The 25,117-nt window shown below is 72.9% G+C and carries 22 protein-coding genes; 4 read left to right on the top strand and 18 right to left on the bottom strand.

All coding sequences use genetic code 11. From position 1 onward, the window contains the following. Positions 1-38: 38 nt before the first annotated feature. The 14 genes from GVV75_RS08275 to GVV75_RS08210 form a co-directional block, all read right to left on the bottom strand. Complete coding sequence (locus GVV75_RS08275) at positions 39-1,430, bottom strand: DNA-processing protein DprA (protein ID WP_159814304.1); 1,392 nt, start codon at positions 1,428-1,430, stop codon at positions 39-41. Then, positions 1,427-3,007: a YifB family Mg chelatase-like AAA ATPase gene (locus GVV75_RS08270; protein ID WP_159524274.1), complete on the bottom strand. Its 1,581-nt coding sequence runs from the start codon at positions 3,005-3,007 to the stop codon at positions 1,427-1,429. The genes GVV75_RS08275 and GVV75_RS08270 overlap by 4 nt, the downstream gene beginning before the upstream one ends. Further along, positions 3,004-3,489 carry a YraN family protein gene (locus tag GVV75_RS08265; RefSeq protein ID WP_159524275.1) on the bottom strand — a complete coding sequence of 162 codons (486 nt, stop codon included), beginning with the start codon at positions 3,487-3,489 and terminating at the stop codon, positions 3,004-3,006. The genes GVV75_RS08270 and GVV75_RS08265 overlap by 4 nt, the downstream gene beginning before the upstream one ends. 203 nt (positions 3,490-3,692) lie before the next feature. After that, positions 3,693-3,998: a DUF2469 domain-containing protein gene (locus GVV75_RS08260; RefSeq protein WP_017177022.1), complete on the bottom strand. Its 306-nt coding sequence runs from the start codon at positions 3,996-3,998 to the stop codon at positions 3,693-3,695. Positions 3,999-4,104: 106 nt separating this feature from the next. Then, a complete protein-coding gene (locus GVV75_RS08255; RefSeq protein ID WP_159814302.1) occupies positions 4,105-4,815 on the bottom strand; it encodes a ribonuclease HII in 711 nt (236 codons plus the stop codon). Positions 4,816-4,818: 3 nt separating this feature from the next. Further along, a complete protein-coding gene (lepB, locus tag GVV75_RS08250) occupies positions 4,819-5,712 on the bottom strand; it encodes a signal peptidase I (protein ID WP_159814300.1) in 894 nt (297 codons plus the stop codon). 111 nt (positions 5,713-5,823) lie between these two features. Continuing rightward, positions 5,824-6,171 (bottom strand): 50S ribosomal protein L19, encoded by a 348-nt coding sequence (rplS, locus tag GVV75_RS08245; protein WP_080462967.1) that lies wholly within the window; start codon positions 6,169-6,171, stop codon positions 5,824-5,826. A gap of 236 nt (positions 6,172-6,407) precedes the next feature. After that, the gene (gene lepB, locus GVV75_RS08240; RefSeq protein WP_159524278.1) at positions 6,408-7,193 is read right to left on the bottom strand and encodes a signal peptidase I; all 786 of its coding nucleotides are present in this window, start codon (positions 7,191-7,193) and stop codon (positions 6,408-6,410) included. Then, a complete protein-coding gene (trmD, locus tag GVV75_RS08235; RefSeq protein ID WP_159524290.1) occupies positions 7,190-8,668 on the bottom strand; it encodes a tRNA (guanosine(37)-N1)-methyltransferase TrmD in 1,479 nt (492 codons plus the stop codon). The genes lepB (GVV75_RS08240) and trmD overlap by 4 nt, the downstream gene beginning before the upstream one ends. 31 nt (positions 8,669-8,699) lie before the next feature. Continuing rightward, on the bottom strand, positions 8,700-9,323 hold the full coding sequence (gene rimM, locus GVV75_RS08230) for a ribosome maturation factor RimM (RefSeq protein ID WP_159524279.1): 624 nt from the start codon (positions 9,321-9,323) through the stop codon (positions 8,700-8,702). A gap of 245 nt (positions 9,324-9,568) precedes the next feature. Next, on the bottom strand, positions 9,569-10,513 hold the full coding sequence (locus GVV75_RS08225) for an aldo/keto reductase (protein ID WP_159524280.1): 945 nt from the start codon (positions 10,511-10,513) through the stop codon (positions 9,569-9,571). A 140-nt stretch (positions 10,514-10,653) separates the two neighbouring features. Further along, on the bottom strand, positions 10,654-10,890 hold the full coding sequence (locus tag GVV75_RS08220; RefSeq protein WP_080462961.1) for an RNA-binding protein: 237 nt from the start codon (positions 10,888-10,890) through the stop codon (positions 10,654-10,656). Between the two features lies 1 nt (position 10,891). After that, entirely contained in the window at positions 10,892-11,377 is a 486-nt protein-coding gene (rpsP, locus tag GVV75_RS08215; RefSeq protein WP_159524281.1) for a 30S ribosomal protein S16, read from the bottom strand. Positions 11,378-11,665: 288 nt separating this feature from the next. After that, the gene (locus GVV75_RS08210; RefSeq protein WP_235905573.1) at positions 11,666-13,234 is read right to left on the bottom strand and encodes an alanine/glycine:cation symporter family protein; all 1,569 of its coding nucleotides are present in this window, start codon (positions 13,232-13,234) and stop codon (positions 11,666-11,668) included. A gap of 221 nt (positions 13,235-13,455) precedes the next feature. On the opposite strand from GVV75_RS08210, the gene GVV75_RS08205 reads away from it, so the two are divergent. The 4 genes from GVV75_RS08205 to GVV75_RS08190 are packed head-to-tail and all read left to right on the top strand — an operon-like array spanning position 13,456 to position 17,251. Continuing rightward, positions 13,456-14,478: an ABC transporter ATP-binding protein gene (locus tag GVV75_RS08205; protein WP_159524282.1), complete on the top strand. Its 1,023-nt coding sequence runs from the start codon at positions 13,456-13,458 to the stop codon at positions 14,476-14,478. A gap of 51 nt (positions 14,479-14,529) precedes the next feature. Further along, entirely contained in the window at positions 14,530-15,396 is an 867-nt protein-coding gene (locus GVV75_RS08200) for an ABC transporter (RefSeq protein ID WP_201288741.1), read from the top strand. Further along, entirely contained in the window at positions 15,333-16,619 is a 1,287-nt protein-coding gene (locus tag GVV75_RS08195; RefSeq protein WP_236266110.1) for a sensor histidine kinase, read from the top strand. Before GVV75_RS08200 ends, GVV75_RS08195 begins: the two co-directional genes overlap by 64 nt. Then, on the top strand, positions 16,616-17,251 hold the full coding sequence (locus GVV75_RS08190; RefSeq protein ID WP_201288740.1) for a response regulator transcription factor: 636 nt from the start codon (positions 16,616-16,618) through the stop codon (positions 17,249-17,251). The genes GVV75_RS08195 and GVV75_RS08190 overlap by 4 nt, the downstream gene beginning before the upstream one ends. 1,905 nt (positions 17,252-19,156) lie before the next feature. Here GVV75_RS08190 and ffh read toward each other — a convergent pair. The 4 genes from ffh to GVV75_RS08170 form a co-directional block, all read right to left on the bottom strand. Continuing rightward, positions 19,157-20,884 carry a signal recognition particle protein gene (ffh, locus tag GVV75_RS08185; protein WP_159814298.1) on the bottom strand — a complete coding sequence of 576 codons (1,728 nt, stop codon included), beginning with the start codon at positions 20,882-20,884 and terminating at the stop codon, positions 19,157-19,159. Positions 20,885-21,016: 132 nt separating this feature from the next. Next, positions 21,017-21,862: a MerR family transcriptional regulator gene (locus GVV75_RS08180; protein WP_159626292.1), complete on the bottom strand. Its 846-nt coding sequence runs from the start codon at positions 21,860-21,862 to the stop codon at positions 21,017-21,019. Between the two features lie 1,249 nt (positions 21,863-23,111). Then, entirely contained in the window at positions 23,112-24,314 is a 1,203-nt protein-coding gene (gene ftsY / locus GVV75_RS08175) for a signal recognition particle-docking protein FtsY (protein ID WP_159626294.1), read from the bottom strand. Positions 24,315-24,347: 33 nt separating this feature from the next. Then, positions 24,348-25,117: AAA family ATPase (locus tag GVV75_RS08170; RefSeq protein WP_236266109.1), on the bottom strand; the 770-nt coding region annotated here is incomplete at its 5' end.

Genomic DNA, 25,117 nt, shown 5'->3' with positions numbered 1-25,117 from the left:
GCGCCCAGGGTAGAGGACCGGGCCCGGACCGCTGGCGCTCAGCGGCTCCGGGCGGGCCGTCGCCAGCGGGCGCCATCTCTCTGGGCGCGGCCGGCCAGCTCGAGCGCGCCCAGGGCGGCCAGGGTCTCCCGCTCGGACAGCCCGGCGGCCCGGGCGACGGATTCGATGCTGGCCGCCGCACGCGCGGGCAGGGCGTCGACGACGGCGGCGGAGATGGCGTCGAGCCCGTCGAGCAGGCCGGGCCGGCGCGCCGCGGAGAGCGCCTCCTTGGGGGCATCGGCGTCCGCGGCTCCCAAGGGGAGGAGCAGCTCGAGGGCCTCCTCGACGTCGGTGACGCAGGTCGCCCCCTGGCGCAGGAGGCGGTGGCAGCCTCCTGAGGCCATGGAGGTCACCGGCCCGGGAACGGCCCCCACGGGGCGCCCGATCTCCATGGCGTGGTGGGCGGTGGACAGCGCGCCCGAGCGCCAGGCCGCCTCCACGACGACGGTGGCGCCCGTCATCGCGGCGATGATCCTGTTGCGGGTCAGGAAGCGGTGCCGAGCGGGCTGGCTGCCGGGCGGCACCTCGGCCACGAGGGCCCCATGGTCCACCACCGCCTGGAGCAAGGCCGCGTTGCCGGCCGGGTAGAGGCGGTCCACTCCCCCGGCCGACACCGACAGCGTGGGCCCCGCGGTGAGCGCCCCCCGGTGCGCGGCGGCGTCGATGCCGAAGGCGCCGCCGGAGACGATGAGCGCGCCGCGCTCGGTGAGCCCCCGCGCCAGGTCGATGGCCATGCGCTCACCGTAGGCGGTGGAGTCCCGGGCGCCGACGAGCGCGAGGGCGCGACCGGCCCCGCGCCCCGCGGCCATGCGGTCCTCCCGCGCCGGCAGCCCCGGCCAGCTCTGCCCGGCGCCCGCCTCCTGGCGGCCCACGAGCAGGGCGGGGTCCCCGCGCAGCCAAAGGCAGAAGGGGGGATGCTCGAGGTCATCCAGGCCCGGTGGCCACCAGGGATCGCCGGGGACCACGAGCGAGCCGCCCAAGCGCTCCAGGACATCGAGCTCACGGCGGATGTCCAGGCCCGCGAGCCGGGGCGCCCACCGCCCCACCGCGACCTCCCATCGGCGGGGCGTGGCGCTCACCAGGAGGGGCTCCGGTAGCGGCGGGGGCTCAGGGCTCCCCGAGCCGCGCTCGGCCATGTGGCGCACCCAGGCCAGGGCCTCGGGCGCGCCGAGGCCGGCCACGAGGAGGGCCGCGGCGTGGTCGGCCGGCTCGGCGAGCCGCGACCAGGTGGCGCGGGCCAGGGAATCCGACTCATCGGTCGGCTCGGCCGGTCGCGCCTGCCGAGGCCCGGGAACCGGCGCGCCGCCGCGTGGCGCGGCCCCATCGATCGGCGTGGCGCGGTGGGAGGCGGCGTCGGGGCCGGAAGCAGCGGTGGTGTCGCGGGCGCTCATGGGCGGGCTCCTCGTGTGCGCAGGGCCAGGGCAGCCCCGAGGTCGGGCGGGGTGGGGCGGTCGCGCTCAGCGAGATCGGCGAGAGTCCAAGCCAGGCGGAGAACGCGGTCGACACCGCGAAGAGTGAGGTCGCCCCGGTCGAGGGCCTCCATGAGAGGGCGCATGAGGGCCGGATCGGCCCCTCCCTCCTCACTGCGCAGGTAGGAGCCCGGAACCTGGGAGCTCAGGCGCCAGGGGGTTCCCGCCAGTCGCGCCGCGGCCCGCTCGCGTGCGGCGAGCACCCTGGCGGCCACCGCGGCGCTCGACTCCCCGGGCGCGCCCGAGGCGAGGTCGGCGGCGCTGACCGCGTCGACCTCCACCTGGATGTCCACCCTGTCCAGGAGCGGCCCGGACAGGCGGGAGAAGTAGCGGCGCCGCTGGAGGGAGGTGCAGGCGCACTCCAGGCCCTTGCCGCTGGCGCGCCCGCAAGGGCAGGGGTTGGCGGCGAGCACGAGTTGGAACGCCGCGGGGTAGTCGGCCCGCCCGCCGACGCGGTCGATGCTCACCTCCCCGGCCTCCAGTGGCTGGCGCAGGCAGTCCAGGACGCTGGCGGGGAACTCCGGCGCCTCGTCGAGGAAGAGGACGCCCCGGTGCGCCAGGGACACGTCCCCCGGGCGGGGCAGGCCGGAGCCCCCGCCGATGATGGCGGCGCGCGTGGCGGTGTGGTGCGGGCAGCGCATGGGCGGCTCGGCCAGCAGGCCGGAGTCAGCGTTGAGCAGGCCCGCCAGGGAGTGCAGGGAGGTGACTGTGACGGCGTCGCTCTCGGCCAGGGGAGGCAGGATCGAGGGCAGGCGCTCGGCGAGCATGGTCTTGCCCGCCCCGGGCGGCCCGACCATGAGCAGGTGGTGCCCGCCGGCGGCCGCGACCTCGAGCGCATGGCGGGCCTGGGCCTGCCCGACGACGTCGGCGAGGTCGGCCCGGTGGCCGGGGCCCGCGCGGCCGCCCGCGGGGGCGGCGATGACGGACGGCGGGCGCTCCTGGGCGCCGCGCATGATCTCGACGGCGGCGCGCGGCAGGCGCCCGCCGTAGCCCTGGACGAGCTCGCCGAGGTGGTGGACCGCCTGGATGCTCGCTCCCGGCACCAAGCGGGCCTCCGACGCGCAGGCGGCGGGGACCACTACGCGGCTCACGCCGGCCTCGACAGCCGACAGGACCGCGGGGAGCACGCCGCGCACAGGATGCACGGCGCCGTCCAGACCGAGCTCCCCGATGTAGGCGACCCGGGCCATGGTGGCCAGGGCGCGGGGCGGCAGGGCCCCGCGCGCGCCGAGCACGGCCAGGGCCAGGGCCAGGTCGAAGCCGGTGCCGGTCTTAGGCAGGTCCGCCGGGGAGAGATTGACGGTCAGGCGCTGCTCGCCCCAGGTCGTGCCGCAGACGGTGAGGGCGGCGCGCACGCGCTCCCGGGATTCCCGGATCGCGGCGTCGGGCAGGCCCACAAGCATGAAGCCCGGCAGGCCTGGGGCCGCGTGGGCCTCGACGTCGACGAGGTGCCCCCGCAGCCCGGTGAGGGTGACGGCCAGGGCGCGCGCGATGCTCATGATCCGCACACCGCCCTGTGGTGGCGCAGGAGCGCGGGGGCGCCCTCGCGCAGGATCACGGAGACCACGTCCAGGCGGAGGCGGTGCGGCGGGGCTCCCCGCCGGCCGGCCCAGGCGATGGCCAGGCGCCGTAAGCGCGCCTCCTTGGGAGGGGTGACAGCGGCGGCGGGCGGCCCGGCGCGCAGACTGGATCGGGTCTTGACCTCGACGATGACCAGAGCGCCGGCGGGGTCCTCGGCGATGATGTCGAGCTCGCCGCGAAGCCCGGACCCGGCGGGCGCGCGCCAGTTGCGATCGAGGATCCGCCAGCCGGAGTCGCGCAGGTAGTCGGCGGCGATACCCTCGCCCCGCTGGCCGGTCAGGCGCCGCCTCTCCGCGGGGCTCGGGGGCGCGGCGGGCGGCGCCTCCCGCGCGTTGGGCGGGATCGGTGGGCTGAGGCGCGCTGCCGGTGGAGCGGGGATGGGCGGGTTCGTCGGGGTCATGGTGGTCACCTCCGTGACCACGGTGCCCCTTCGTCGGCCTGGCTCGCGCCCGCCGTCCCCAGGAGGGGGCGGGACCCGCGCGCGGCGGCCCCGGTGGTTCCCGGCGCATGGCGCCGCGATGGCGCCGCGATGGCGGCGCGCGGGCCTCAGGCGCGCCGAGCCCCCGCCGGTCCGGGCAACCGCCGCCGCGATGGGTCAGGCGCTCAGGAGGGGATTTCCATCTCCGGCTTGGACAGCTCCTCGACGTTGACATCCTTGAAAGTGACCACGCGCACGGACTTCACGAAGCGGGAGGAGCGGTAGATGTCCCACACCCACGCGTCCTCCAGGCTCAGCTCGAAGAACACCTCGCCGCCGTTGGTGCGCACCTGCACGTCCACGGAGTTGGCCAGGTAGAAGCGGCGCTCCGTCTCGACGACGTAGTCGAACAGCCCCACGACGTCCCGGTACTCCCGGTACAGATCGAGCTCCAGATCGTTCTCGTATGCCTCAAGGTCCTCTGCACTCACCGGGCCATCATGCCCGCCACCGCCACCCCGGCGCGAGCGGAGGGCGGGTTGCGTCGCCCACCCGCGCCCCCCTGAGCCCCCGCCCACCACGGCGGGCGCGCGGTCCTCAGCCCAGCCCGGGCAGACGCCAACTGCGCCGATGCTGCTCGCTGGCACCCAGCTCGGCCAGGCCCGCCTGGTGCGCGGCCGAGCCGTAGCCCTTGTTGGAGGCCCAGCCGTAGCCGGGGTCGGGCAGGGCGGACATGATCGCGTCGCGCTCGACCTTGGCAAGCACGGAGGCGGCTGCGACCACGGCGCAGCCCGCGTCGGCCTTGACGCGCATGACCACGCCGGGGATGTCCTCGTCGGGGATGGCGGAGCCGTAGTCGCTCCGGAGCGCGATCTGATCCGGCTGGTCGAGGGCGGACAGGAGGTCCTCGGCGGGAGGGGCCAGCCAGTTCGCGGTGCCGTCAAGGATGATGACGCCGGGCAGGTGGCCGCGCTCGCGGACCCGGGCCAAGGCTCGCCGCCCGGCCAGGCGCAGGGCGGCGGCGATGCCGAGGGCGTCAATCTCAGCCGGTGAGGCGTGGGCGATGGCGTGGTCGGTGAGCCATGCGGCGCAGGGGGCTGTCAGGGCCTCGCGCCGGGAGGCGCTGAGCATCTTGGAGTCGGCCAGGCCCTCGGGGAAAGCGTCAGCGGTGCTCCGGGAGACCACCGCGAGGCCGACGGTGACGGGGCCGGCCAACGCGCCCCTGCCGACCTCGTCGAGGCCGCCGACGAACTCATGGTCCCTCAGGAGCGAGGCCTCCAGGGCGCGGTCGGGTCGAGTGCGCGGCATGGGTCAGGCCGCGCGGGCCATGCCCGCGGGCGCGTCCTCCCGGACGGGCGCGGCGGCGGCCGGATCGGCGGCGGGGACGTCCTTGAAGGCCTCGCGGCCACCGGCCAGCGTGCCCCAGTGGGCGAAGGGCCACACGATCCTCTTGGCCACGCCCACGACGTCGGTCAGGGGCACGGCGCCTCCATGGGCGTCGGAGGTGTGGAATCTGGAGTCGGCGGAGTTGGAGCGGTTGTCCCCCATGACCCACACGCAGCCCTCGGGAACGACGACGTCGAAGGGCGTGCTGGACGGCGAGGTACCCGGACGGAGGTAGGGCTCGTGGATCTGGACGCCGTTGACGGTCAGGCCGCCCTGGCCGTCGGCGACGACGTGGTCCCCCGGCATCCCGATGACACGCTTGATGAGATGGTGCCCGGAGCCCTCGGGCAGGAGGCCGATCGCGATGAAGAGGCCGCGCATCGCGCCCTTGAGGCCCGTGGGGTCGGTGGTGTTGAGCCAGGAGTCGGGGTCGCGGAAGACGATGATGTCCCCGCGGCGCACGTCCTTGGAGTCGTACATGGTGACGGCCACCCGGTCCCCGTTGACGAGGGTGGGCTCCATGGACGCCGAGGGGATCTCGAAGGTCTGGACGACGAAGGACTTGATGAGCGCCGAGCCGGTCAGGACGACGGCGACGACGATGAGGCTCGAGAGCAGGCGCCGCCAGGGGCTGGGGGCTGAGGGCGCGGGGGCCGAGTCGGCCAGGCGCGTGCCGGTGGCGTTGGCGACCGGCTGGCGGGGAGGGAAGGCGGGCGGGAGGGGGCGGGGGGAGTCCTCGCCGTCCTGGCGGGGCTCCTCGTCCGCGGGATCATCCCGGGAGGCGCCCAGGACGATGATCGGCTGGCGCTGGTCGGTCACAGGGCCTCCTCTCGATGATCGTGATGGCTGGCGTTGACGGGGCGGCGCCATGCGCCGGATGGAGTCAGCGCCCGGGGCTCGGGGCCCCGGGCGCTTGAGGGAGAAGCGGGATCAGGCCTCCCGGCGCTCCTTGATCTTGGCGGCCTTCCCGCGCAGGTTGCGCAGGTAGTACAGCTTGGCGCGGCGCACGTCACCGCGGGTGACGACCTCGATCTTGTCGATCGAGGGGGTGTGCACCGGGAAGGTGCGCTCAACGCCGACTCCGAAGGAGATCTTGCGGACCGTGAAGGTCTCGCCGATGCCGCCGCCGTGACGGGCGATCACGACGCCCTGGAAGACCTGGACGCGGGAGCGATTGCCCTCAACGACCTTGACGTGCACCTTGACGGTGTCGCCGGGGCGGAAGCTGGGGATGTCGTCGCGCAGCGACTTGGCGTTGATCTCGTCGATCAGGTTCATTGTTCTCTCCTGCGCACGCGCCACTGGTCGTGAGCGCTTGGTCAGTCGGAGCCGCACCATCCCATGATGGATGGGGCCGCCCCGGAGCGTGTGCCCGACGGGTCCTGCGATGCTGGGACCTCCCCAGTGGCGGAGGCGCCCCGAGTCCCGTGGGCGGGCCCAGTCTGCCACAGGGCCACGGGCCACGGCGATGACGCCCATGCCCAAGTGCGCGACCTCACGCGGGGCCCGCGGCGTCAGGAGGCGGGGGGAACGCTGGAGAACGCCTCCCGGCCGTCGCTCAGGCCTCCCCAGCGGGAGACCGGCCAGACCACGCTCTTGGCAACGCCGACGACGTCGTCGAGCGGCACGAAGCCCCCGTTGGCATCATCCTGGTGGTGGCGCGAGTCCTCGGAGTTGGAGCGGTTGTCTCCCATGACCCAGATCTTCCCCGGCGGGACGACGACGTCGAAGGCGAGCTCGGAGGGGGCTCGGCCGGGTTTGATGTAGGGCTCGCTGACCGGGATCCCGTTGACGGTGATGGGGCCGACGCCGTCGGCGACGACATGGTCCCCCGGCATCCCGATGACTCGCTTGATGAGGTGGTCGCCGGTGCGGTCGGGCAGGAGGCGCGCGGCGATGAGGGCGTCCCGGGCGAGGCCCGCGAGACCGGTGGGCTGGGGATCGTTGAGCCAGTCACCGGGGTCGGCGAAGACGACGATGTCGCCGCGGTGGATGTTGGTGGCGTCGTACCTGGTCACCACCACCCTGTCCCCATTCTTGAGGGTGTTCTCCATGGATCCGGACGGGATGATGAAGGACTGGGCGATGTAGGACTTGAACAGGGCGGCGCCGATGATGCCGACGATGAGGAAGGCGACGACGATGAGCCGGCCGCGCCAGCGGTCGGCTCGGCTCCGCCCGGCGCCGTCGGCTCCGTCAACGGCGTCGGCGCCGTCGGCCCCCTCGGCGGCACCGGCGGGCTCGGTCTCGGCGTCCGGGCCGGCTGGGGCGTCCTCGGCTCTGGTCAACGCGTCGCTCATGCGCGCGGCTCCTTCCTGGGGCTGGGCTCGCCAGCGGGGGCGAGGGTCAGGGACATGACGACGTCGCGGCACGCGGTTCCGCCCACCTCGTAGACGCGCGTTCCGCGCGCTGAGAAACCGGCGCGCTTGTACGCCTTCCGCGCGCGCCGGTTGCCCTCGTGGGTTCCCAGCCAGATCTCGGTGGCGCCGGCGCGGGCCGCGCTGGCGAGGGCGTGGGAGATGAGCACTGGGGCCAGGCCGGAGGCGCGCAGCCGGGAGTCGGCGTAGACCTTGGACAGCTCGGCCACGGCCCTGCCGCTGGCCGCGTCGGGCGCGGCGATGCTGGGCGGGCGGGCGTCGAGGCCCTCGGGAAGGGCGCCGTCGGCGTCGCGGGTCTCCAGGAGGAAGACCGCGTAGCCGACGAGTTCGCCGGGGGCGATCGGCTCGGCATCGGAGCCGGCCGGCGAGCCCTCGGGCAGCTCCGCGACGGCGACGCCGGCGCGCTCGTCGGCGATCCACTGGGCGAAGCGCTCGGGAGTCAGGGCGCGGGCGACATGCGCGGCGATCTCCTCGGGGGCGAGGAAGGGCGGGCAGGCGTCCGGGAAGGTCCGCGCGGCTAGGGCGGCGAGGGCCCGGGCATCGTCGGGCTCGGCGGGGCGCAGGCGCATGGGCGCGGGGCCGAGGGACCCGGCGGGCACCACCCAGCCGTGGCGGGCGAGGGCGGCGCGGTCCTGGGAGTCGAGGGTGGTGGGATCCAGGGCGCGGATCATGTCCGGGCGGCGGGCGGCGGTGCGGGCGATGGCCTCGTCGCGACGCGCGCGGGCGATGCGGGCATGGTCCCCGGAGAGCAGCACCTCGGGAGCGTCGAGCCCCCGCCAGGCGACGGGGCGGGTGAGCGCCTCATGCTCGAGCAGGCCGAGGGCGCTGTGGGACTCCTCGACGACGGAGGCGGGGTTGCCGAGGACGCCCGGCAGGAGCCTGGCGATGGCCTCGATCATGACGATGGCGGCCGCCTCTCCCCCGTTGAGGACGTAGTCGCCGATGGACAGCTCGCGCACCTCGATGCCGCGCGCCGCGTAGTGGCGGGGCACGCGCGAGTCGATGCCCTCGTAGCGCCCGCAGGCCACGATGAGGCGGTCGGCCCCGGCGAGGTCCTCGGCGGTGCGCTGGGTGAAGACCTCCCCGGCGGGGGTGGGGATGAGGAGGACGGCGCGGCCCGCCCCGAGCGCCCCGCCCGGAGTCTCAGGGCCCCCCGGCACCTCAGCGCCGTCAGCCAGGACGGCGTCGAGGGCCTCCCCCCACACGTCGGGCCTCATGACCATGCCGGCGCCACCGCCGAGCGGGGTGTCGTCCACGGTGCGGTGGCGGTCGTGCGCCCAGTCGCGCAGGTCGTGGACACGCAGGTCAATGAGGCCGTCCTCCCGGGCGCGCCCGATGAGGGACAGGTCCAAGACGTCGAGGAAGGCCGGGAAGATGCTGACGACGTCGATGCGCATCCGCCGGGACCGCGTGGAGGCTCCGCCCGTGTCAGTCATGATCACCGCCGTCGGCCGCCTGCCCGGCACTGCGGGCGCCGCGAGCACCGCGGGGACCCGATGCCCCGGCGGTCTCCTCACTGACCTCCGCGGCGCCTATGCCCGGGAAGAGGCCTCCGGGCGGGTCGATGATGACCAGCCCGGCCTCGGGGTCGACCTCGGGCACGAGCGCCTCGACGAAGGGGACCGCGACGCGCTGCCCACTGGGCGTGGTGATGATGAGGCGGTCCTGGGCGACGCCGGGCTCGAGATCAGTGACAGCGCCGAGCCCAGTACCATCGATGTGGCGGGCGGCCAGGCCCACGAGCTGGTGGCGGTACCAGGCGTCGTCGTCCTCATCCTCGGGCTCGGCGTCGGTGTCGATGAGGAGGCGGTGGCCCCGCAGGGCCTCCGCGGTGCTGCGGTCGGGGGCCTCGGCGAAGACCGCGAACCAACGGGTGCCGTCGAAGCGCAGGCGCTCCACGGTGAGGTCGGCAGCCGGTTTCCCGGAGCGGTCCTGGGTGGCCAGGACGGCGCCGGAGGCGAGACGGCCCCGCGGGTCGTCGGAGCGGATCTCCAGGCGGACCTCGCCCTTGAGGGCGTGGGCGGGGCCGATGATGGCGACAGTGAGCTGCACCTGGTCTCCTGGGTGGGCGTGGGTCGGCGGCGCGATCGATCCGCCGTGTCGGCCACCAACCTACCGCGCCGCCCGGCTGGGCCCCCGCGCCAGCGCGAGGAGGGGTGAAGGTCACTCCCCGCGCTGGGGCATCCCCGGCGCCGGTCCTGACGGGTCCCCTCCTGCTCACGTGCGGGGCACCAGGCGGTGCCCGGACGGCGCCGCGCTGATGCGGCCCCGCCCGCGGGCCGCATCGGCGCGGGCCCTCAGGCGATCGCGTCGGACAGGCGCGTGAGGCGATCGGCCTCCTCGGGGGCCAGGGCGAGGTCGAGCGCGGCGGTGATGGCCGGGAGCTGGGCGAGGGAGCGGGCGGAGGCTAGGGGCGCGACGACGCCGGGGCGGTCGCGCAGCCAGGCGAGGGCCACCGAGGCCGGCTCCACGCCGTGGGCGGCGGCGATCTCGACCACGGCGTCAACCACGTCGAAGCACTCGGGGCGCAGGTAGTCGGCGACCATTCCGGCGCGATCGCCGGTGGGGGCCTCGTCGCGCCGGTACTTGCCAGCGAGGAAGCCCGCGGCCAGGGAGAAGTAGGGCACGAGGCTAAGGCCGTGCCGGGCGGCCACCTCGCCGCGGCCGCCGGGGCCCTCGACGTCGCCTCGGCGCACGAGGTTGTAGTGGGGCTGGAGGGCGACAGGGGCGGCGGCGCCCTGCTCGGCGGCGAGCGCCATCCACTCCTCGATGCGCTCAGGGGCGTAGTTGGACAGGCCGACGTGGCGGATCTTGCCAGCCGCGCGGATCTCCTCGAACACGGCGACGGTCTCAGCCAGGGGCACGCCGGGATCGTCGAAGTGGGCGTAGTAGAGGTCGATGGCCTCGACTCCCAGGCGCTCCAGGGACTCGTCGACGGCGAGGCGCACGTTGTTGGGGGCCAAGCCCTTCCGGTCGGGCTTGGTGGAGACCTTCGTGGCGATGACGAGATCGTCGTGGTGGCCCCGCGCGCGCAACCAGGAGCCGATGACGGCCTCCGACTCCCCACCGCGGTTGCCACTGGCCCAGTGGGAGTAGCCGTCAGCGGTGTCGATGAAGTTGCCCCCGGCCTCCGCGTAGGCGTCGAGCAGGGCGTGGCTGGTGGCCTCGTCGGCGGTCCATCCCAGGACGTTCCCGCCGAATCCGATCCTGGCGACGTCGAGGTCCGAGTCTCCTATGCGCATGAGTCTGTCTCCTTCGTCGAACTGCGCGCCACGGCCCGGATGAGGCCGGTGAGAGGCACAACGCCGTTGCCCGGCCCTCCATTCCTTGGAGGGCCGGGCAACGGCGTGGGAAGCGCGGGGGCCTCGCGGCCGGGCCGCGCTCAGCGGCGGTCGGTGTCGACGACGTCGACGCGCACCGGCGAGTCCGCCAGCGCGCCCACGACCGTGCGCAGGGCCCGGGCCGTGCGGCCCGAGCGGCCGATGACGCGGCCGAGGTCCTCGGGGTTCACGCGCACCTCGAGGAGGTCGCCGCGGCGCAGCGACCGGGGGGTGACGGTGACGTCGTCGGGATTGTCGACGATCCCGCGGACGAGGTGCTCGAGCGCGTCAGCGAGCATGTCAGGCCTCCTCGGCGGGGGCCTCGGGAGCGGGCTCCTCGGAGGAGCCCTCCGCGGCCTTGGCCTCGGCGGCCGCGGCGTCGGCCGCCTCCTTCTCAGCGTCGGCCTTCGCCTTGGCGGCTGCGGCCTTGCGCTTCTCGGCGTCGTCGGAGACGGCCTTGACAGCGGCCTCCTTGGCGGCCGCGGCGGCCTCAGCGTCCTTGACCTTCAGACGGCCCTCGGCGCCGGGCAGGCCCTTGAACTTCTGGTAGTCGCCCGTGATCTTGAGCAGGTTGAAGACGGTGTCGGAGGGCTGGGCGCCCACGCCGAGCCAGTACTGGACCCGCTCGGAGTCGATGCGGATGAGCGAGGGCTCCTGCATCGGGTCGTAGAGGCCGACCTCCTCGATGACACGGCCGTCGCGCTTCTTGCGGGAGTCGAGGACGACGACCCGGTAGAAGGGGGCGAACTTCTTGCCCATGCGCTTGAGGCGAATCTTGACTGCCACTTGGTTGAACTCCTGGTTCTGGATGGTTTGGCCCGCGCCGATCCCCGGTGGGGTCAAGCAACGGTTTCCGGCGGGAGCCGAGACGCGAGGGCGCGAGGGAGAGGGGCCTCGCGCGCTCGAGTGCACAGGGGATTGTGCCAGATGCCACCAAGAGGCCGCCACCGCGAGCGCCTCCGACCGGCCGCGGCGTGGTGCGAGATCGCCCACAGGGCGCCCCGCCGGGCCCGTAGGCCCGTAGGCCCATAGGCCCGTAGGCCCGTAGGCCCGTGGGCGAGGATCCCGGGCCGCTCAGGCCTCCTCGTCGAGGCTGGCCACGCGCGCGGCGGCCTTGTCCGCCGTCCAGATGTCGCCGTCGAGGGCCGCGGGCAGGCCGGCGCGCTCAGCGACGAAGGCCGGCTCGGCGACGCCGTCGGATCGCTGGCGGTCGTAGTCGCGCAGAACGGCGAAGACCCAGCGGCTCAGCCAGAGCACGGCCACGAGGTTGAGGATGGTCATAAGGGCGAGGGCGACGTCGGCCATCACCCAGGCCAGGTCGAGGGCGACGACCGCACCCAATCCCGTGGCCGCCGTCATCGCCAGGCGCAGCGCCACGCCGGCGCGGGGCCCGCCGCCGAGATAGCTGAGGTTGATCTCCGCGAAGTTCGAGTAGCCCAGCACCGAGGAGTAGGCGAAGGTCGCCACGACGAAGGTCATGAACCACAGGACCCATCCGCCGGGCAGGGCGTCAGCCAGGGCGTGCTGGACGAGCGTGGTCTCGGCCCACTCGGGCGCGACCCCCGGGGTGTAGATCGAGGGCGAGGCCAGCAGCACGGTCAGGCCGGTGGCGGTGCAGATGACGATCGTGTCGATGAAGACGCCGAGGGACTGGATGAGTCCCTGGACCACGGGGTGGGCGACGTCGGCGGTGGCCGCGCCGTTGGGCGAGGAGCCCTGGCCCGCCTCGTTGGAGAACAGGCCGCGCTTGGTGCCGTTGAGGAAGGTGGCGAACAGGCCCCCGCCCACGCCCGCCAGGCCCGGCCGCAGGCTGAAGGCGCCGGCGATGATGTCCCCGAAGACCCCGGGGACGCTGGGCAGCGAGACGATGATGACGACGGCGACCACGGCGATGTAGGCCAGGGCCATGAGGGGCACCAGCCACTCGGTCACCCTCGCCACGAAGCGCATCCCGGCCAGGAGGATCGGGGCGGTCACGGCCATCAGGACGATCGCGGTGGTCGTGGTGGACACGTGGTGGGAGGATTCGAGGGTGGCCGCGATGGTGTTGGACTGGACCATCGGGAAGATGAGCCCGTAGGAGAAGATGAGCATAAGCGCGAAGACGATGCCCATCGCCCGGCCGATCCCGCCGCGCCCGGCGAGGGCCAGGCCCCGCTGCATGTAGTAGGCGGGCCCGCCCCGGAAGATGCCGTCGGCGTTGCGGACCTTGAAGACCTGGGCAAGCGTGGACTCGGCGAAGGATGTGGCCATGCCGAGCAGGGCCACCACCCACATCCAGAACAGGGCGCCGGGCCCGCCCAGGGTGACCGCCAGGGCGACGCCGGCGATATTGCCGGTGCCCACGCGCCCGCCCAGGCCGATGACGAAGGCCTGGAAGCTGGACAGGGATCCGCGCTGGTGCCGCGAGCGCAGGACCAGGCGGAGACTGCGGGCGAAGAGGCGCACCTGGACCCCGCGAGTTCCCAGGGTGAGGAAGAGCCCGGTGCCGAGCAGGATCCACACGAGGATCTTGCCCGACACGAAGCCCTCGAAGGCGCCCAGCGACTCGGTGAGCCGCTCGGTCAGCGGCGGGTGCGAGGCCGCGGCGGTGATCGCCGCGGGGAGGGCGACCGGGAGGGCGAGGGGCATGGCGATGGGCATGAGGGGTCCCGTCAGTCCGGATCCGAGTGAACCCCGTGAGACTAGCTGAGACCGTTGAGCGCCGCGTCCTCAGGTCCGGCCCTTGGCGGGCACGGGGATGTCGGCCGGGAGGGCGCGGGGAGGGCCGCCGGGAGGATGGTCCCGCCCGCGTGACATCTGTCATCGGCGGGTGGTGACAGCCCTCAGTACCCGGCGCCGCCCATCGCGCCGACGATAGGACCATGACACAGCACATGCCGGGCGGCCCAGGCGCCCTGAAACCCCCTGGTCACTCGCCCACCCCGGACCCGCGCGCCGGCAGGAGCGCGCAGCCCCCGGCCGTCGAGGTGACCGGCCTGGTCAAGACCTTCGGGACGGTGCGCGCCGTCGACGGCATCGACCTGCGCGTGGCCCCCGGCGAGGTCGTGGCCTTCCTCGGCCCCAATGGCGCCGGGAAGTCCACCACCCTGGACATCATCCTCGGCTTCTCCGCCCCCGACGCCGGGGCCGCCCGGGTCTTCGGCCTCAGCCCAGACCAAGCGGCCAGGGGGCTGCGCACCGGCGCGATCCTCCAGGAGGGGGGCCTCCTGCCCGACTACACGGTGGGTCAGACGATCCGCTCTGTGGCCGCCATGCGCGGGGCCCGTCACGATGTCCCGGCCGTCCTGGAGCTCTCCGGGATCTCCCCGATCCTGGGCCGTAAGGTGGCCAAGTGCTCCGGGGGCGAGCGCCAGCGCCTGCGCCTGGCCCTGGCCCTGCTGGGCAACCCGGACCTCATGGTGCTCGACGAGCCCACCGCCGGCATGGACGTCACCGCCCGCCGCTCCTTCTGGGCCGCGATCCGCGAGCGCGCCGCCGGGAGCAAGTCGGTCCTCTTCGCCACGCACTACCTCCAGGAGGCCGCGGACTTCGCCGACCGGATCGTCATCATCCACCACGGCCGGATCATCGCCTCGGGCTCGGTGGACGACGTACGGGCGCTCGGCGAGGGCACCATCGTCACCGCCACCTGGCCTGGCATGCCCGGAGCGGCCGCGCTCGATGAGGCGCTGGCCGAGGCGCGCGCCTCGCTCCAGGGCGTCGCGGTGCGCGGCGAGCACATCGAGGTGCGGACCACCGCACCCGACGACGTCGCCCGCATCCTGCTGACCCGCACGCCCGCCCACCACTTGGGGATCACGGCCCTCAGCCTCGACGACGTCTTCGCCGATCTCGTCGAGGAGCCCGCGCCGGTCGGAGGATCGGCCGCCCCTCCGGCGCGATAAGCGCTCGCGCGCGCCGGCCCACGACCATCCCGACACCGCCCGGAGACCACCATGAGAACCGATACCAGCACTGAAACCAGCACTGAAACCAGAACCGCGATCAACCCGGTCCAGGGCGCCCCGCGCCCCGGGCCCGGCCCGGCCCCCTCGGAGCGCCCGAGCCTGATCCCCTACCTGCTCTGCGAGCTGCGCACGACGATCCTGAGGGCTGACACGATCATCTTCATCGTCGTCATACCGCTGGGCATGTACCTCCTGTTCGGGACCATGGCCTCCTACAGCGATGTCGATGCAGGCCGAGGCAATGTCAACGCCGTCATCATGATCAATATGGCGGCCTTCAGCGCTGCCATGGCGGCCACAACCGTGGCGGGGAGCAGCGCCGTCGAGCTCGCGAGGGGATGGGGCCGCCAGATGGGGCTGACCCCCGGTGGGATGCGCGCGTACTACCTGGTCAAATCCGCGGCTGGGGTCCTGCTGTCACTCGTGCCCACCACCTTGCTGTTCGGCGCCGGGGCCATCATGGGCGCGCGCTGCGACACGCCCCTCGTCTGGATCAACTCCTTCCTGGGCTGCCTGCTGCCGACGATCCCCTTCTCCCTGTACGGCCTGGCCATCGGCATGTGGTTCCCCTCCCAGGGCGCCGTTGGGACGGCCGCCGCCTCGGTGACGGTGTGGGCCTTCCTGTCCAACATCTTCATGCCGCTGTCCGGGGCGCTGCTCACGATCGCGCGCTACACGCCGCTCTACGGAGCCGCGACCCTCGCGCAGCGCCCCATCATGGGCGATGTCATCAACACCGCGACGGGCGTGGTCCACGAGAGCCCGTGGATACAGGTCACTAACCTCGTGGCATGGACGCTCATCATCGCCGCCGTCTGCCTGCTCTCCCGCCGCCGGGCCACGGCGCGGCGATGAGCGGGAGGCCCCCCGGCCAGGCCCCGACCTCGTCGCCGGAGCCGAGTTGGAGGGACTGGCGCGCCACCTGGCCCGGCGCGCCCGGGTGGCTCGGCGTCGACTGGGAGGCCTCCATCTGGATCGGCTTCCTCCTGCCGATGATCGCCTTCCTCCTGGCATCGCGGGCCTCGCTGTGGGCGAAGATCCTGGGGGCCTGTGGCCTAGCGGCCTTCGCGGTGATCTACGTGATCGAAGTCAGCCTCATCGCCAAGCGGGCTAACTTCGCCCGCCTCGCCCCGGCCTCGAGGCCGCGCGAGGAGCTCGCCCCCGCGATCCGCCCACTCGTCCTCCTGGGACTGTGCGCGGTCGCGTCCACGATCGCGATCACCTGGTACTCCACGGTGTTCCTCCCCTACTTCTGCGCGATCGTCCTGTTCACCACCAGGCTGCGCACGGGCCTGATGGCCAGCGCGGGAATGTGCCTGGCCGCGCTGGCCGCGCTGGTCGTCATCCTGGCCGTGGGCCCGGGCGAGCCGGGGCTGGTGTACATGACGCTCGGCTGCATCACGTCGTCGGGGTTCGTGGTCCTCTCCCGCTTCTTCGCCGAGCAGGAGGCGCAGCGCGCCCGGCAGGCCCGCGCGGAGGCCGCGATGGCCGAGCGCGAGGAGATCGGGCGGGACGTGCACGACATCCTCGGTCACTCGCTCACGGTGCTGACCCTCAAGGCGGAGGTCGCCCAGAGGCTCCTGCGCCGGGATCCCGAGGCGGCTGAACGCGAGCTCGCTGAGGTCATCGATCTCTCACGGGCCGCCCTGGCGGACGTGCGGGCGACCGCCACGCGCCTGCGCACCCCGGATCTGGCCAGTCAGATCGAGTCCTCCCGCACGGCCTTCGCGGCGGCCGGCATCGACGCCGAGTTCACCGGCAGACCCGAGGACCTCCCCTTGGGGCAGCGCGAGCTGGCCTCCTGGGCGCTGCGCGAGGCCACGACGAACATCCTGCGCCACGCGGGCGCCACAGCGGTCAGGGTGGCCCTCTCGCCCGGGCGGGTCGTGGTGGCGGACAATGGGCGCGGGCTCAATGGGGCTCCCGAGGGCAACGGGCTGCGGGGTCTGCGCAAGCGCGTGGAGGCCTCGGGGGGCGAGGCTCGGTTGGTGAGCCCGGCGCCGCATCCCATCCCCAGCCCGGGCGGAGCCGGACCGGGCGGAGCCGGACCGGGCACCGAGATGGAGGTCCTACTGTGAAGGCGACGGATTCCGAGCGCGGCGGCGTCATCCGCCTGCTCATCGCCGATGACCAGGCGCTGGTGCGCGGCGCGCTGGCGACCCTGCTGGGACTGGAGGCGGACCTGGAGGTCGTGGCGCAGGTGGGATCCGGCACCGAGGTGGTGGCCGCGGCCCGGGAGCACGGCGCCGATGTGGCGCTGCTGGATATCGACATGCCCGACGGCGATGGCCTGGCCGCCGCCGCCGCCCTGACCGCCTCGGGCCTGGCCTGCCGCAGCCTCATCGTGACCACCTTCGGGCGCCCGGGGTACCTGTCGCGGGCGCTGGAGGCGGGGGCGAGCGGCTTCCTGGTCAAGGACACTCCCCCGGAGCAACTGGCGGACGCGATCCGTCGCATTCACGCGGGGCTGCGGGTCATCGACCCAACCCTCGCCCAGGAATCGGTGCTCCTGGGTCCCAATCCGCTCACCGAGCGGGAGAAGGAAGTGCTGCGCCTCGCGGCCCGGGGCGACGACGCCCATGGGATCGCCGCGGGCCTGCGCCTGGGCGACGGGACGGTGCGCAACTACCTGTCGAGCGCGATCGCCAAGACCCACGCGCGCAACCGCACCGAGGCCGCCCGCACCGCCGAGCGCAACGGCTGGCTGTAGGCGCGGGCGACTGAAAGAGCGCACGGCTGTCAGCCTCCCCAGCACTCCAAGCTCGCACTGTTGATGACAACCTCTCCACCCTTCCCCACCGGACTCGGCTCACTGGGCGCGTAGCACTGGTTGGGGCCTGGTTCCCGTGGCGTCGGTGTTCAGGACCCGCTCCTTGGCTCACTGATAGCGGGTAACCAGCTCCTGGACGCCTCGTGGCGGTATGACCGGGGTGTCGAAGGCACCGCTGAGCCATTGTAGACAACAGTCGACCATCATAAGCAGCGAAGAACTGCCATAAGCAACCGCCGACCGCCGTAAGCACCGATCAACCATCTTGAGCACCGCGGGGAGCACTGCCCCAAACCTCCCAGCGCTGCTCTCGACGCCAGGCCGAGAACATCACGAACACGCCTCAAAGTCGTGAGCACCGGGTGGGCCATCTTTGGCATCGCTGAGTGATTGTGGGCACCTTTGGGCCATCGTAAGCACCGCTGGGCCATCGTGAGCACCTCTGGACCATCGTGAGCACCGCGGGGAGCGCTGCCCAAAACATCCCAGCACTGCTCTAGACGCCCCAGCGCTGCCCCAAACCTCCCAACGCTGCCCAAGGCTTCCCAGCGCTGCTCTCGACACCAGGCCGAGAACATCACGAACACGCCCCAAAGTCGTGAGCACCAGGTGGGCCATCGTCGGCATCACTAAGCCATCGTAGGCACCGCTGAGCCATCATGAGCACCTCTGGACCATCGTGAGCACCGCGGGGAGCGCTGCCCAAAACATCCCAGCACTGCTCTAGACGCCCCAGCGCTGCCCCAAACCTCCCAACACCGCCCCAAACCTCCCAACACCGCCCCAAACCTCCCAACGCTGCCCAAGGCCTCTCAACGCTGCTCTCAACGCCAGGCTGGGAAGATCATGGACGCGCCCCAAGATCGTGGGCACCGGGTGGGTCACTGTGAGCGCTGCTGAGACATTGTGGACAATGGAGAGCCGTCGTGAGTACCGCTAAGCCATTGTGGATAAAGGCCGACCATCATAAGCAGCGGAGGACTGCCGTAAGCAACTGCCGACCGCCTTAAGCACCGCGGGGCCATCGTCAGTACCTCGGGGACCGCTGCCCAAAACATCCCAGCATCGCTCTAGAGGCCCCAGCGCTGCCCTCGACGGCCCAGCACTGCTCTCGACGCCGGGCCGAGAACATCACGAACACGCCCCAAAGTCGTGAGCACCGGGTGGGCCATCGTCGGCATCGCTGAGCCATTGTGGGCACCTCTGGGCCATCGTGAGTATCGCTCAGCCATTGTGGATAAAGGCCGACCATCATAAGCAGCGGAGGACTGCCGTAAGCAACTGCCGACCGCCTTAAGCACCGCTGGGCCATCGTGAGCACCGCGGGGAGCGCTGCCCCAGACCTCCCAGCGCTGCCTGAGACCTCCCAGCGCTGCTCTCGACGCCGGGCCGGGAACATCACGAACACGCCCCAAAGTCGTGAGCACCGGCTGGCCGCTGTAAGCACCGCGGGGCCATCGTGGGCACCGGGTGGAATGTCATCGGCGCGCGGCGGGGCTGCCGACGCGCCCCCGGGACGCGCCCATGACCCCAACGCACGGCGGCAACTGGGCCACGACCAACCCGGTCACGACACCCACAACGAGCAAACGACGCCTGACACGCCAACACGTGCAATGTGGGCACCCACGGAGGCATCAGCGGTGCGTTCCGCACTGAACGGTGCCGTTCGCGCCCACTGGTGCGTCCTGCCCGCACCAGTGGGCGCGAGCCGCACCACCCAAAGGGGGGAAAGCCACCACCCCACACGAACAGCACCACCCAAAGGGGAAAAGCCACCACCCTGCGCGAGCCGCACCACCCCACGCAGCCCCGCTCTCAGCCCCCCGTCTCAGCCCCCCGCTCTCAGAGCCCGAGGCGGCGGCGCAGGTCCTCGGGGAGCGCTGCCATGGCGTCGGCGACGTCGCCACTGGAGGCCGCTGCCTGCTGGGGCTGCGCGGGGGCGGCCTGCTGTCCCGGCATGATGCCGTAGCCGCCAGCGACACTTCCGGCACTGCCGGCACTGCCGGTGCTGCCCGCGCCCGCTCCCCCGCCTGCCCCTTGGCCTAGCCCGAAGGAGGATCCGGCCACCGGCGCGGCGGGCGCCTCCTGGGCCCCCCGCGCGATCTCCTTGGCCTGGCGCGCCGCCTTGGCGGGGTTGCCGGAGCGGCCTTTCTTCCCGCCCTTGCCCTTCTTCTTGGCCTTGGGCGCCTGACGGGCCTTGGAGTGCTTGCCCATGGACGGCAGCGATCCCAGGCCGGGCATTCCACCTGGGCCACCCGCGCCTCCCATGCCGCCCGACGCCATGGCCTCCATCATCTTTTTGGCCTGCTCGAAGCGGTCGACGAACTCGTTGACCGCCTGGACGGTGGTGCCCGAGCCCTTGGCGATACGGGTGCGGCGCGAGCCGTTGAGGATCGTGAGGTCTTTGCGCTCCGCGGGCGTCATGGAGCAGACGATCGCCTCGATGCGGTCCACCTCGCGGTCGTCGAAGGCCTCGATGGCCTCGCGCATCTGCCCCATGCCGGGCATCATGCCCAACAGCTTCTTCATCGAGCCGAGTTTGCGGATCTGGCGCAGCTGGGTGAGGAAGTCGTCGAGGGTGAACTCGCCCTTGGCGAGTTTGGTGGCGGCGTCCTCGGCCTCCTTGGCGTCGAGGGTCTTCTCCGCCTGCTCGATGAGGGTGAGCAGGTCTCCCATGTCGAGGATGCGGCTGGCCATGCGGTCGGCATGGAAGCGCTCGAAGTCGTCCAAGCCCTCACCCGTGGAGGAGAAGAGCACGGGAGCGCCGGTCACCCCGCGCACGCTCAGCGCCGCGCCACCTCGGGCATCGCCGTCGAGCTTGGAGAGCACGACGCCGGTGAAGCCGACGCCGTCACGGAAAGCGACCGAGGTGTTGACGGCGTCCTGCCCGACCATCGCGTCCAGGACGAAGAGGATCTCGTGAGGGGCGACGGCGTCGCGGATGCGCACCGCCTGGTCCATCATCTCCGCGTCCACGCCCAGGCGGCCGGCGGTGTCCACGATGACGACGTCGTAGCCCTTGGCGCGGGCCTGCTCGACGCCGCTGGCGGCCACCCGCACCGGATCGCCGACGCCGTTGCCGGGCTCGGGGGCCCAGATGTCCACGCCCGCGCGCTCGGCGACGACGCCGAGCTGCGTGACGGCGTTGGGGCGCTGGAGGTCGGAGGCCACGAGCAGGACGCGCTTGCCATCGCCCTTGAGCCAGCGCCCGAGCTTGCCGGCGAGCGTCGTCTTACCGGCGCCCTGGAGGCCGGCGAGCATGATGACGGTGGGGCCGCGGTCCGCCCAGTTGATCTCGCGGGTGGCGCCGCCCAGGACCTCGATAAGCTCGTCGTTGACGATCTTGATGACCTGCTGGGCGGGGTTGAGCGCCTGGGATCGGGCGGCGTCGACGGCCTTCTCTCGCACGGCGGCGGTGAAGGCGCGCACCACGGGCAGGGCGACGTCGGCCTCGAGGAGGGCGCGGCGGATCTCGGTGACGGTCGCCTCGACGTCGGCCTCGGTCAGGCGGCCCTTGCCGCGCAGGGAGTTGAAGGAGGCGGTGAGCCGGTCGGAAAGGTTGCCGAACACGGGGGTCCTTCCTGGGGCGCGGGCGCGCCGGTCGGGGGGTGCGGGCCCGGGCGGCATGGCGCCGCCCGGGCATCGCGCTTTGCTGCCGCCCAGGATAGCGGCCGGGGCAAGCGTGCTCCCCCACCCCGCGCGTCACTCCCAGGCGGCGGAGCCCGGGTCCACCCCCTGGGCGAGGGCGGAAGCGTCGATGATGTCCTTGAGCCAGGCGGCCAGGCCCTTCCCCTTGGCGTCGTAATAGGCGGTGAAGCGCTGGTCGCTAACGTATCCGCGGGCGATGAGCACCTGCCTGGGCACGGTCATCTCGATCCAGCGGTTCAGCTCCTCCCGATGGCGCTCGGCCAGGGCGTTGGCCTCCTGGCTGCCGGGAGCGACGCCGCGGCGCATGGCGTCGGCGAGATCGGCCTCCAAGCGCTTGGCCTCGTCGGCCGCCCGCGCCCAGTCGTCCGGCGTCATGGCGGCCTTGCGGCGCTCCGACTCCACCCAATCCTCGGTGCCGCCCCAGCGCTCCTCGGCCTCGGCGGTGTACTCCTCGCTCCACTGGCCGTGCCAGGCCTGGGCCCGCTCGGCCCCGCTCATGTGATTCCCCATGGTCTCCGCCTCCATCATGGTGTCGATGACGCGGACCATCCGCGTCAGGCGGGAGATCCGCTCGGACAGGAGTCGGCGCTGCTCCATCAGGTGCTCGGCGGCCGTCGCCGGGGCGCCGTCGAGCAGCTCGCCGATCGCGGCCAGGCCCATGCCGGTCTCGCGGTAGACGAGGACCTGCTGGGCTCGGTCGAGGTCGGCGTCGCTGTAGAGGCGGTAGCCGGACCAACTGCGCCCCGAGGGGGTGAGCAGGCCGATGGCGTCCCAGTGGTGGAGCGCGCGCACGCTCACGCCCAGCAGCCGCGCAGCATCGCCAACCGTGCGGTCGGCCTCCGACCCGTGACCGGGGGCCGGGGCCGGTGCTGGGGCGCTGAAGCGGGGAGCGTCGTTCATGCCCTGAGGATCTCTCATGCGATGCAGCCTGCCGCCTCACGCCGCGTGAGGGTCAAGCGGTGGCCCTCAACCAGCCGAGGACGGCGCGCACTCGCCGATTCCTTTCCTCGGGAGGCAGATCGAGCTCGACGAGGATATGCGCCACGCGCTTGGCCAGCGCGCCGTCGGCTCACCACGGCAGGGCGGCTGGCGCGCTCAGGCGGATCATCGCGCCCCGGCCCACCGGGGAGTCGATGGCCAGCTCGCCGACGACGGTCACCATCCTTGGGCGATCCCCGCCAGGCCCGTTACCTTGTTGGTGGTTGCTGGCCGAAGGAGCGCTGGTGGCTGGGCCAGCGGTGGTCGGCATGATGGCTCACCCCCCTGCCCATCGAGTGATTCCCGGGGCCTGAGCCACCCCTCGTCGCGCGACGCGTTGGTGACCGCCGATCAGGGAAGCGACCCGTTTTTCAGGCCTGACGCGCCCCCGGGAACGGGACCGGTCACCGAAAAGCTGATTCACCCTGCGAAGTCAGGGACCATCCATCATGGGCGTCAACGACATCGGCGTGCTCATCGGCATCGGAGCGCTCATCGGCATCAAGGCCGGCAAGCCCGACCACTGGGACCCAAGGACCGCCACCCCAAGCCAGCCACCGCGGCGCGCGCGGCCCCCGGCCCACGAGCGAGCACGGACCAGCACGAGCCGCCCCAGCCCCGGGATACCGCCTCACCCTGCAGAAACCGCCTCACCCCCGGGATACCGCCCCACCCCACACAAACCGCCTCACCCCCGGGATACCGCCTCACCCCGCAGAAACCGCCTCAAACTGCGAGAATGAGGGCGCAACGCCGGGCCGAGACGGTATCCCCGGGGGCAGACGGTATCCCGGGGGCGAGGGCGCAGGATCGCAGGACGCTCAGTTGCCGATGGGTTGGAACGGAACCGCCCTGGAGCACGTCGGGATCGCCACCCAGGCTGGGGCCTTGCCCGAGCGCCTCAGCGGCGGCGAGCGCCAGCGGGTGGCGATCCGCCCGCGTCCTCGTCTCCCGACTGGCCATCGTCCTGGCCGATGAGCCGACGGACGCGCTCGATGTCGTCTCAGCGCGGATCGTCCTGGACTGGTTCGCCCCGATCGCCTCCGAGGGGACCTGCGTCCTCGTGATCGCCCATGACCCCGCCGCGGCGGCCCGGGAGCGGCGCGTCATCGTCATGGACGGCGGGCGCGGGACTGAGGCGGCGCCCACCGGCGCCCGCCGGCGCCCGTCCTCAGGCCAGGAGGGCGTCGACGAAACCCTCGGGATCGAAGGGGGCCAGGTCGTCAGCGCCCTCGCCCAGGCCGACGAGCTTGACGGGAACGCCGAGCTCGCGCTGGACGGTGACGACGATGCCGCCCTTGGCGGTGCCGTCGAGTTTGGTGAGCACGATGCCGGTCACGCCCACGGCCTCGGAGAACACCTGGGCCTGTCGCATGCCGTTCTGGCCGGTGGTGGCGTCGAGGACGAGGAGGATCTCGCCGACCGGGGCGATCTTGCCCATGACGCGCTTGATCTTGCCGAGCTCGTCCATGAGGCCGGCCTTGTTCTGGAGGCGCCCGGCCGTGTCGATGAGAACGACGTCGGCGCCCTGGCCGGCGGCCGCGCGCACGGCGTCGAAGGCGACGGAGGCGGGGTCGGCGCCCTCGCGCTCGGAGCGGACGACCTCCACGCCCACGCGCTGGCCCCACGTGGACAGCTGCTCGGCGGCGGCGGCGCGGAAGGTGTCGGCGGCGCCCATGACGACGGCCTTGTCCTGGGCGACGAGGACGCGAGCGAGCTTGCCGCAGGTGGTGGTCTTGCCGGTGCCGTTGACGCCGACCATGAGGATGGCGGCGGCGGGCGCGGCGCCCGCGGGCAGGTCAGCGCCCTCGGCGGGCGCGGGCCGGGTGAGGTTGAGGGAGCGGTCCATGGCGGGGTCGACGAGTTCGAGGAGCCCGGAGCGCAGGACGCCGCGGATGGCCTCGGGGTCGGAGGTCCCGAGCACCTTGGCCTGGGTTCGCAGCCCGTCCATGAGCTCCATGGTCACCTCGACGCCGAGGTCGGAGGTGAGCAGGGTGTCCTCGATCTCCTCCCAGTCGGACTCGGACAGGTCGCCGCGGGACAGGACGGACAGGACGGCCTTGCCGAAGCCCCCGGAGCCGGCCAGGCGGGCGCGCAGGCGCTGCATGCGCCCGGGGATGGACTCGGGCCGCTCCAGGGTGGCGACGGCGCCCCCGGCGCCCTCCCCTGCCCCAGGGGCTTCGCCGGGGGATCCTGGCCGCTCCCCCGCCCCCTCCGGGCCGGCGGTGGGAAGGGCCTGATCACGATCCAGGGGCTTGTGGGCGCTGACCTCGGGGGGCGCTTGGCCGCGGCGGCGCCGGCCGGAGACAAGCCAGAGCCCTCCCACCAGGGTGAGGACGGCGAGGACGGCAATCACGATGAGCATCGGGTCCATGCCCCCATCATGCCCGATGCCCCGCGCCCCGTGTCAGCCCCCGGTGGCCGGGGCGCCGCCGGCGCCCCGATCGCGCGCCAGGCGCTGGGAGACGGCCTGGGTGACGCCGTCGCGCATGGTGATGCCGTAGAGGGCGTCGGCGACCTCCATGGTGCGCTTCTGGTGGGTGATGATGATGAGTTGGCTGGACTCGCGGAGCTCGGTGAAGATCTCCAGCAGGCGCCCCAGGTTCGTGTCGTCGAGGGCCGCCTCCACCTCATCCATGACGTAGAAGGGCGAGGGGCGCGCCTTGAAGATCGCGATGAGCAGGGCCACCGCCGCGAGCGAGCGCTCCCCGCCGGAGAGCAGGGAGAGGCGCTTGACCTTCTTGCCCGCCGGGCGCGCCTCGATCTCGATGCCCGTGGTGAGCATGTCGCCCGGGTCGGTGAGCACGAGGCGGCCCTCGCCGCCGGGGAAGAGGCGGTCGAACACGGAGGCGAACTCACGGGCCGTGTCCTGATACGCGGAGGTGAAGACCTCCTGCACGCGCGCGTCGATCTCCTCGACGATCCCCAGCAGATCCGCGCGCGAGCGCTTGAGGTCGGCGAGCTGCTCGGCGAGGAAGCGGTGACGCTGCGCCAGCGCGGCGTGCTCCTCGAAGGCCAGGGGGTTGACCTTGCCCAGGCGGGCGAGATCGCGCTTGGCGCGGGCCAGGCGCCTCTCCTGCTCGGCGCGCGCGTAGGGCCGCCCGGGGCGGGCCGTCGGGGTCCGCGGAGCGCGCCGCGCGCCGGGCCCCTCCCCCGGCTCGGCGGCCCCCGGCTCGG

Source organism: Actinomyces sp. zg328 (genome assembly GCF_009829635.1).
GTDB classification, from domain to species: domain Bacteria; phylum Actinomycetota; class Actinomycetes; order Actinomycetales; family Actinomycetaceae; genus Actinomyces; species Actinomyces marmotae.
The sequence above is the reverse complement of the archived record's forward strand: the minus strand, read 5'-3'. Positions and strand labels throughout refer to the sequence as shown.

What these genes read in the sequence shown, in the direction of transcription:
- GVV75_RS08275 (WP_159814304.1), bottom strand. Translation starts at nt 1,430, where the DNA reads ATGAGCGCCCGCGACACCACCGCTGCTTCCGGCCCCGACGCCGCCTCC.
- GVV75_RS08270 (WP_159524274.1), bottom strand. Translation starts at nt 3,007, where the DNA reads ATGAGCATCGCGCGCGCCCTGGCCGTCACCCTCACCGGGCTGCGGGGG.
- GVV75_RS08265 (WP_159524275.1), bottom strand. Translation starts at nt 3,489, where the DNA reads ATGACCCCGACGAACCCGCCCATCCCCGCTCCACCGGCAGCGCGCCTC.
- GVV75_RS08255 (WP_159814302.1), bottom strand. Translation starts at nt 4,815, where the DNA reads ATGCCGCGCACTCGACCCGACCGCGCCCTGGAGGCCTCGCTCCTGAGG.
- rplS (WP_080462967.1), bottom strand. Translation starts at nt 6,171, where the DNA reads ATGAACCTGATCGACGAGATCAACGCCAAGTCGCTGCGCGACGACATC.
- lepB (WP_159524278.1), bottom strand. Translation starts at nt 7,193, where the DNA reads ATGAGCGACGCGTTGACCAGAGCCGAGGACGCCCCAGCCGGCCCGGAC.
- trmD (WP_159524290.1), bottom strand. Translation starts at nt 8,668, where the DNA reads ATGCGCATCGACGTCGTCAGCATCTTCCCGGCCTTCCTCGACGTCTTG.
- GVV75_RS08225 (WP_159524280.1), bottom strand. Translation starts at nt 10,513, where the DNA reads ATGCGCATAGGAGACTCGGACCTCGACGTCGCCAGGATCGGATTCGGC.
- GVV75_RS08220 (WP_080462961.1), bottom strand. Translation starts at nt 10,890, where the DNA reads ATGCTCGCTGACGCGCTCGAGCACCTCGTCCGCGGGATCGTCGACAAT.
- GVV75_RS08210 (WP_235905573.1), bottom strand. Translation starts at nt 13,234, where the DNA reads ATGCCCATCGCCATGCCCCTCGCCCTCCCGGTCGCCCTCCCCGCGGCG.
- GVV75_RS08205 (WP_159524282.1), top strand. Translation starts at nt 13,456, where the DNA reads ATGACACAGCACATGCCGGGCGGCCCAGGCGCCCTGAAACCCCCTGGT.
- GVV75_RS08200 (WP_201288741.1), top strand. Translation starts at nt 14,530, where the DNA reads ATGAGAACCGATACCAGCACTGAAACCAGCACTGAAACCAGAACCGCG.
- GVV75_RS08195 (WP_236266110.1), top strand. Translation starts at nt 15,333, where the DNA reads ATGGACGCTCATCATCGCCGCCGTCTGCCTGCTCTCCCGCCGCCGGGC.
- GVV75_RS08180 (WP_159626292.1), bottom strand. Translation starts at nt 21,862, where the DNA reads ATGAACGACGCTCCCCGCTTCAGCGCCCCAGCACCGGCCCCGGCCCCC.
- ftsY (WP_159626294.1), bottom strand. Translation starts at nt 24,314, where the DNA reads ATGGACCCGATGCTCATCGTGATTGCCGTCCTCGCCGTCCTCACCCTG.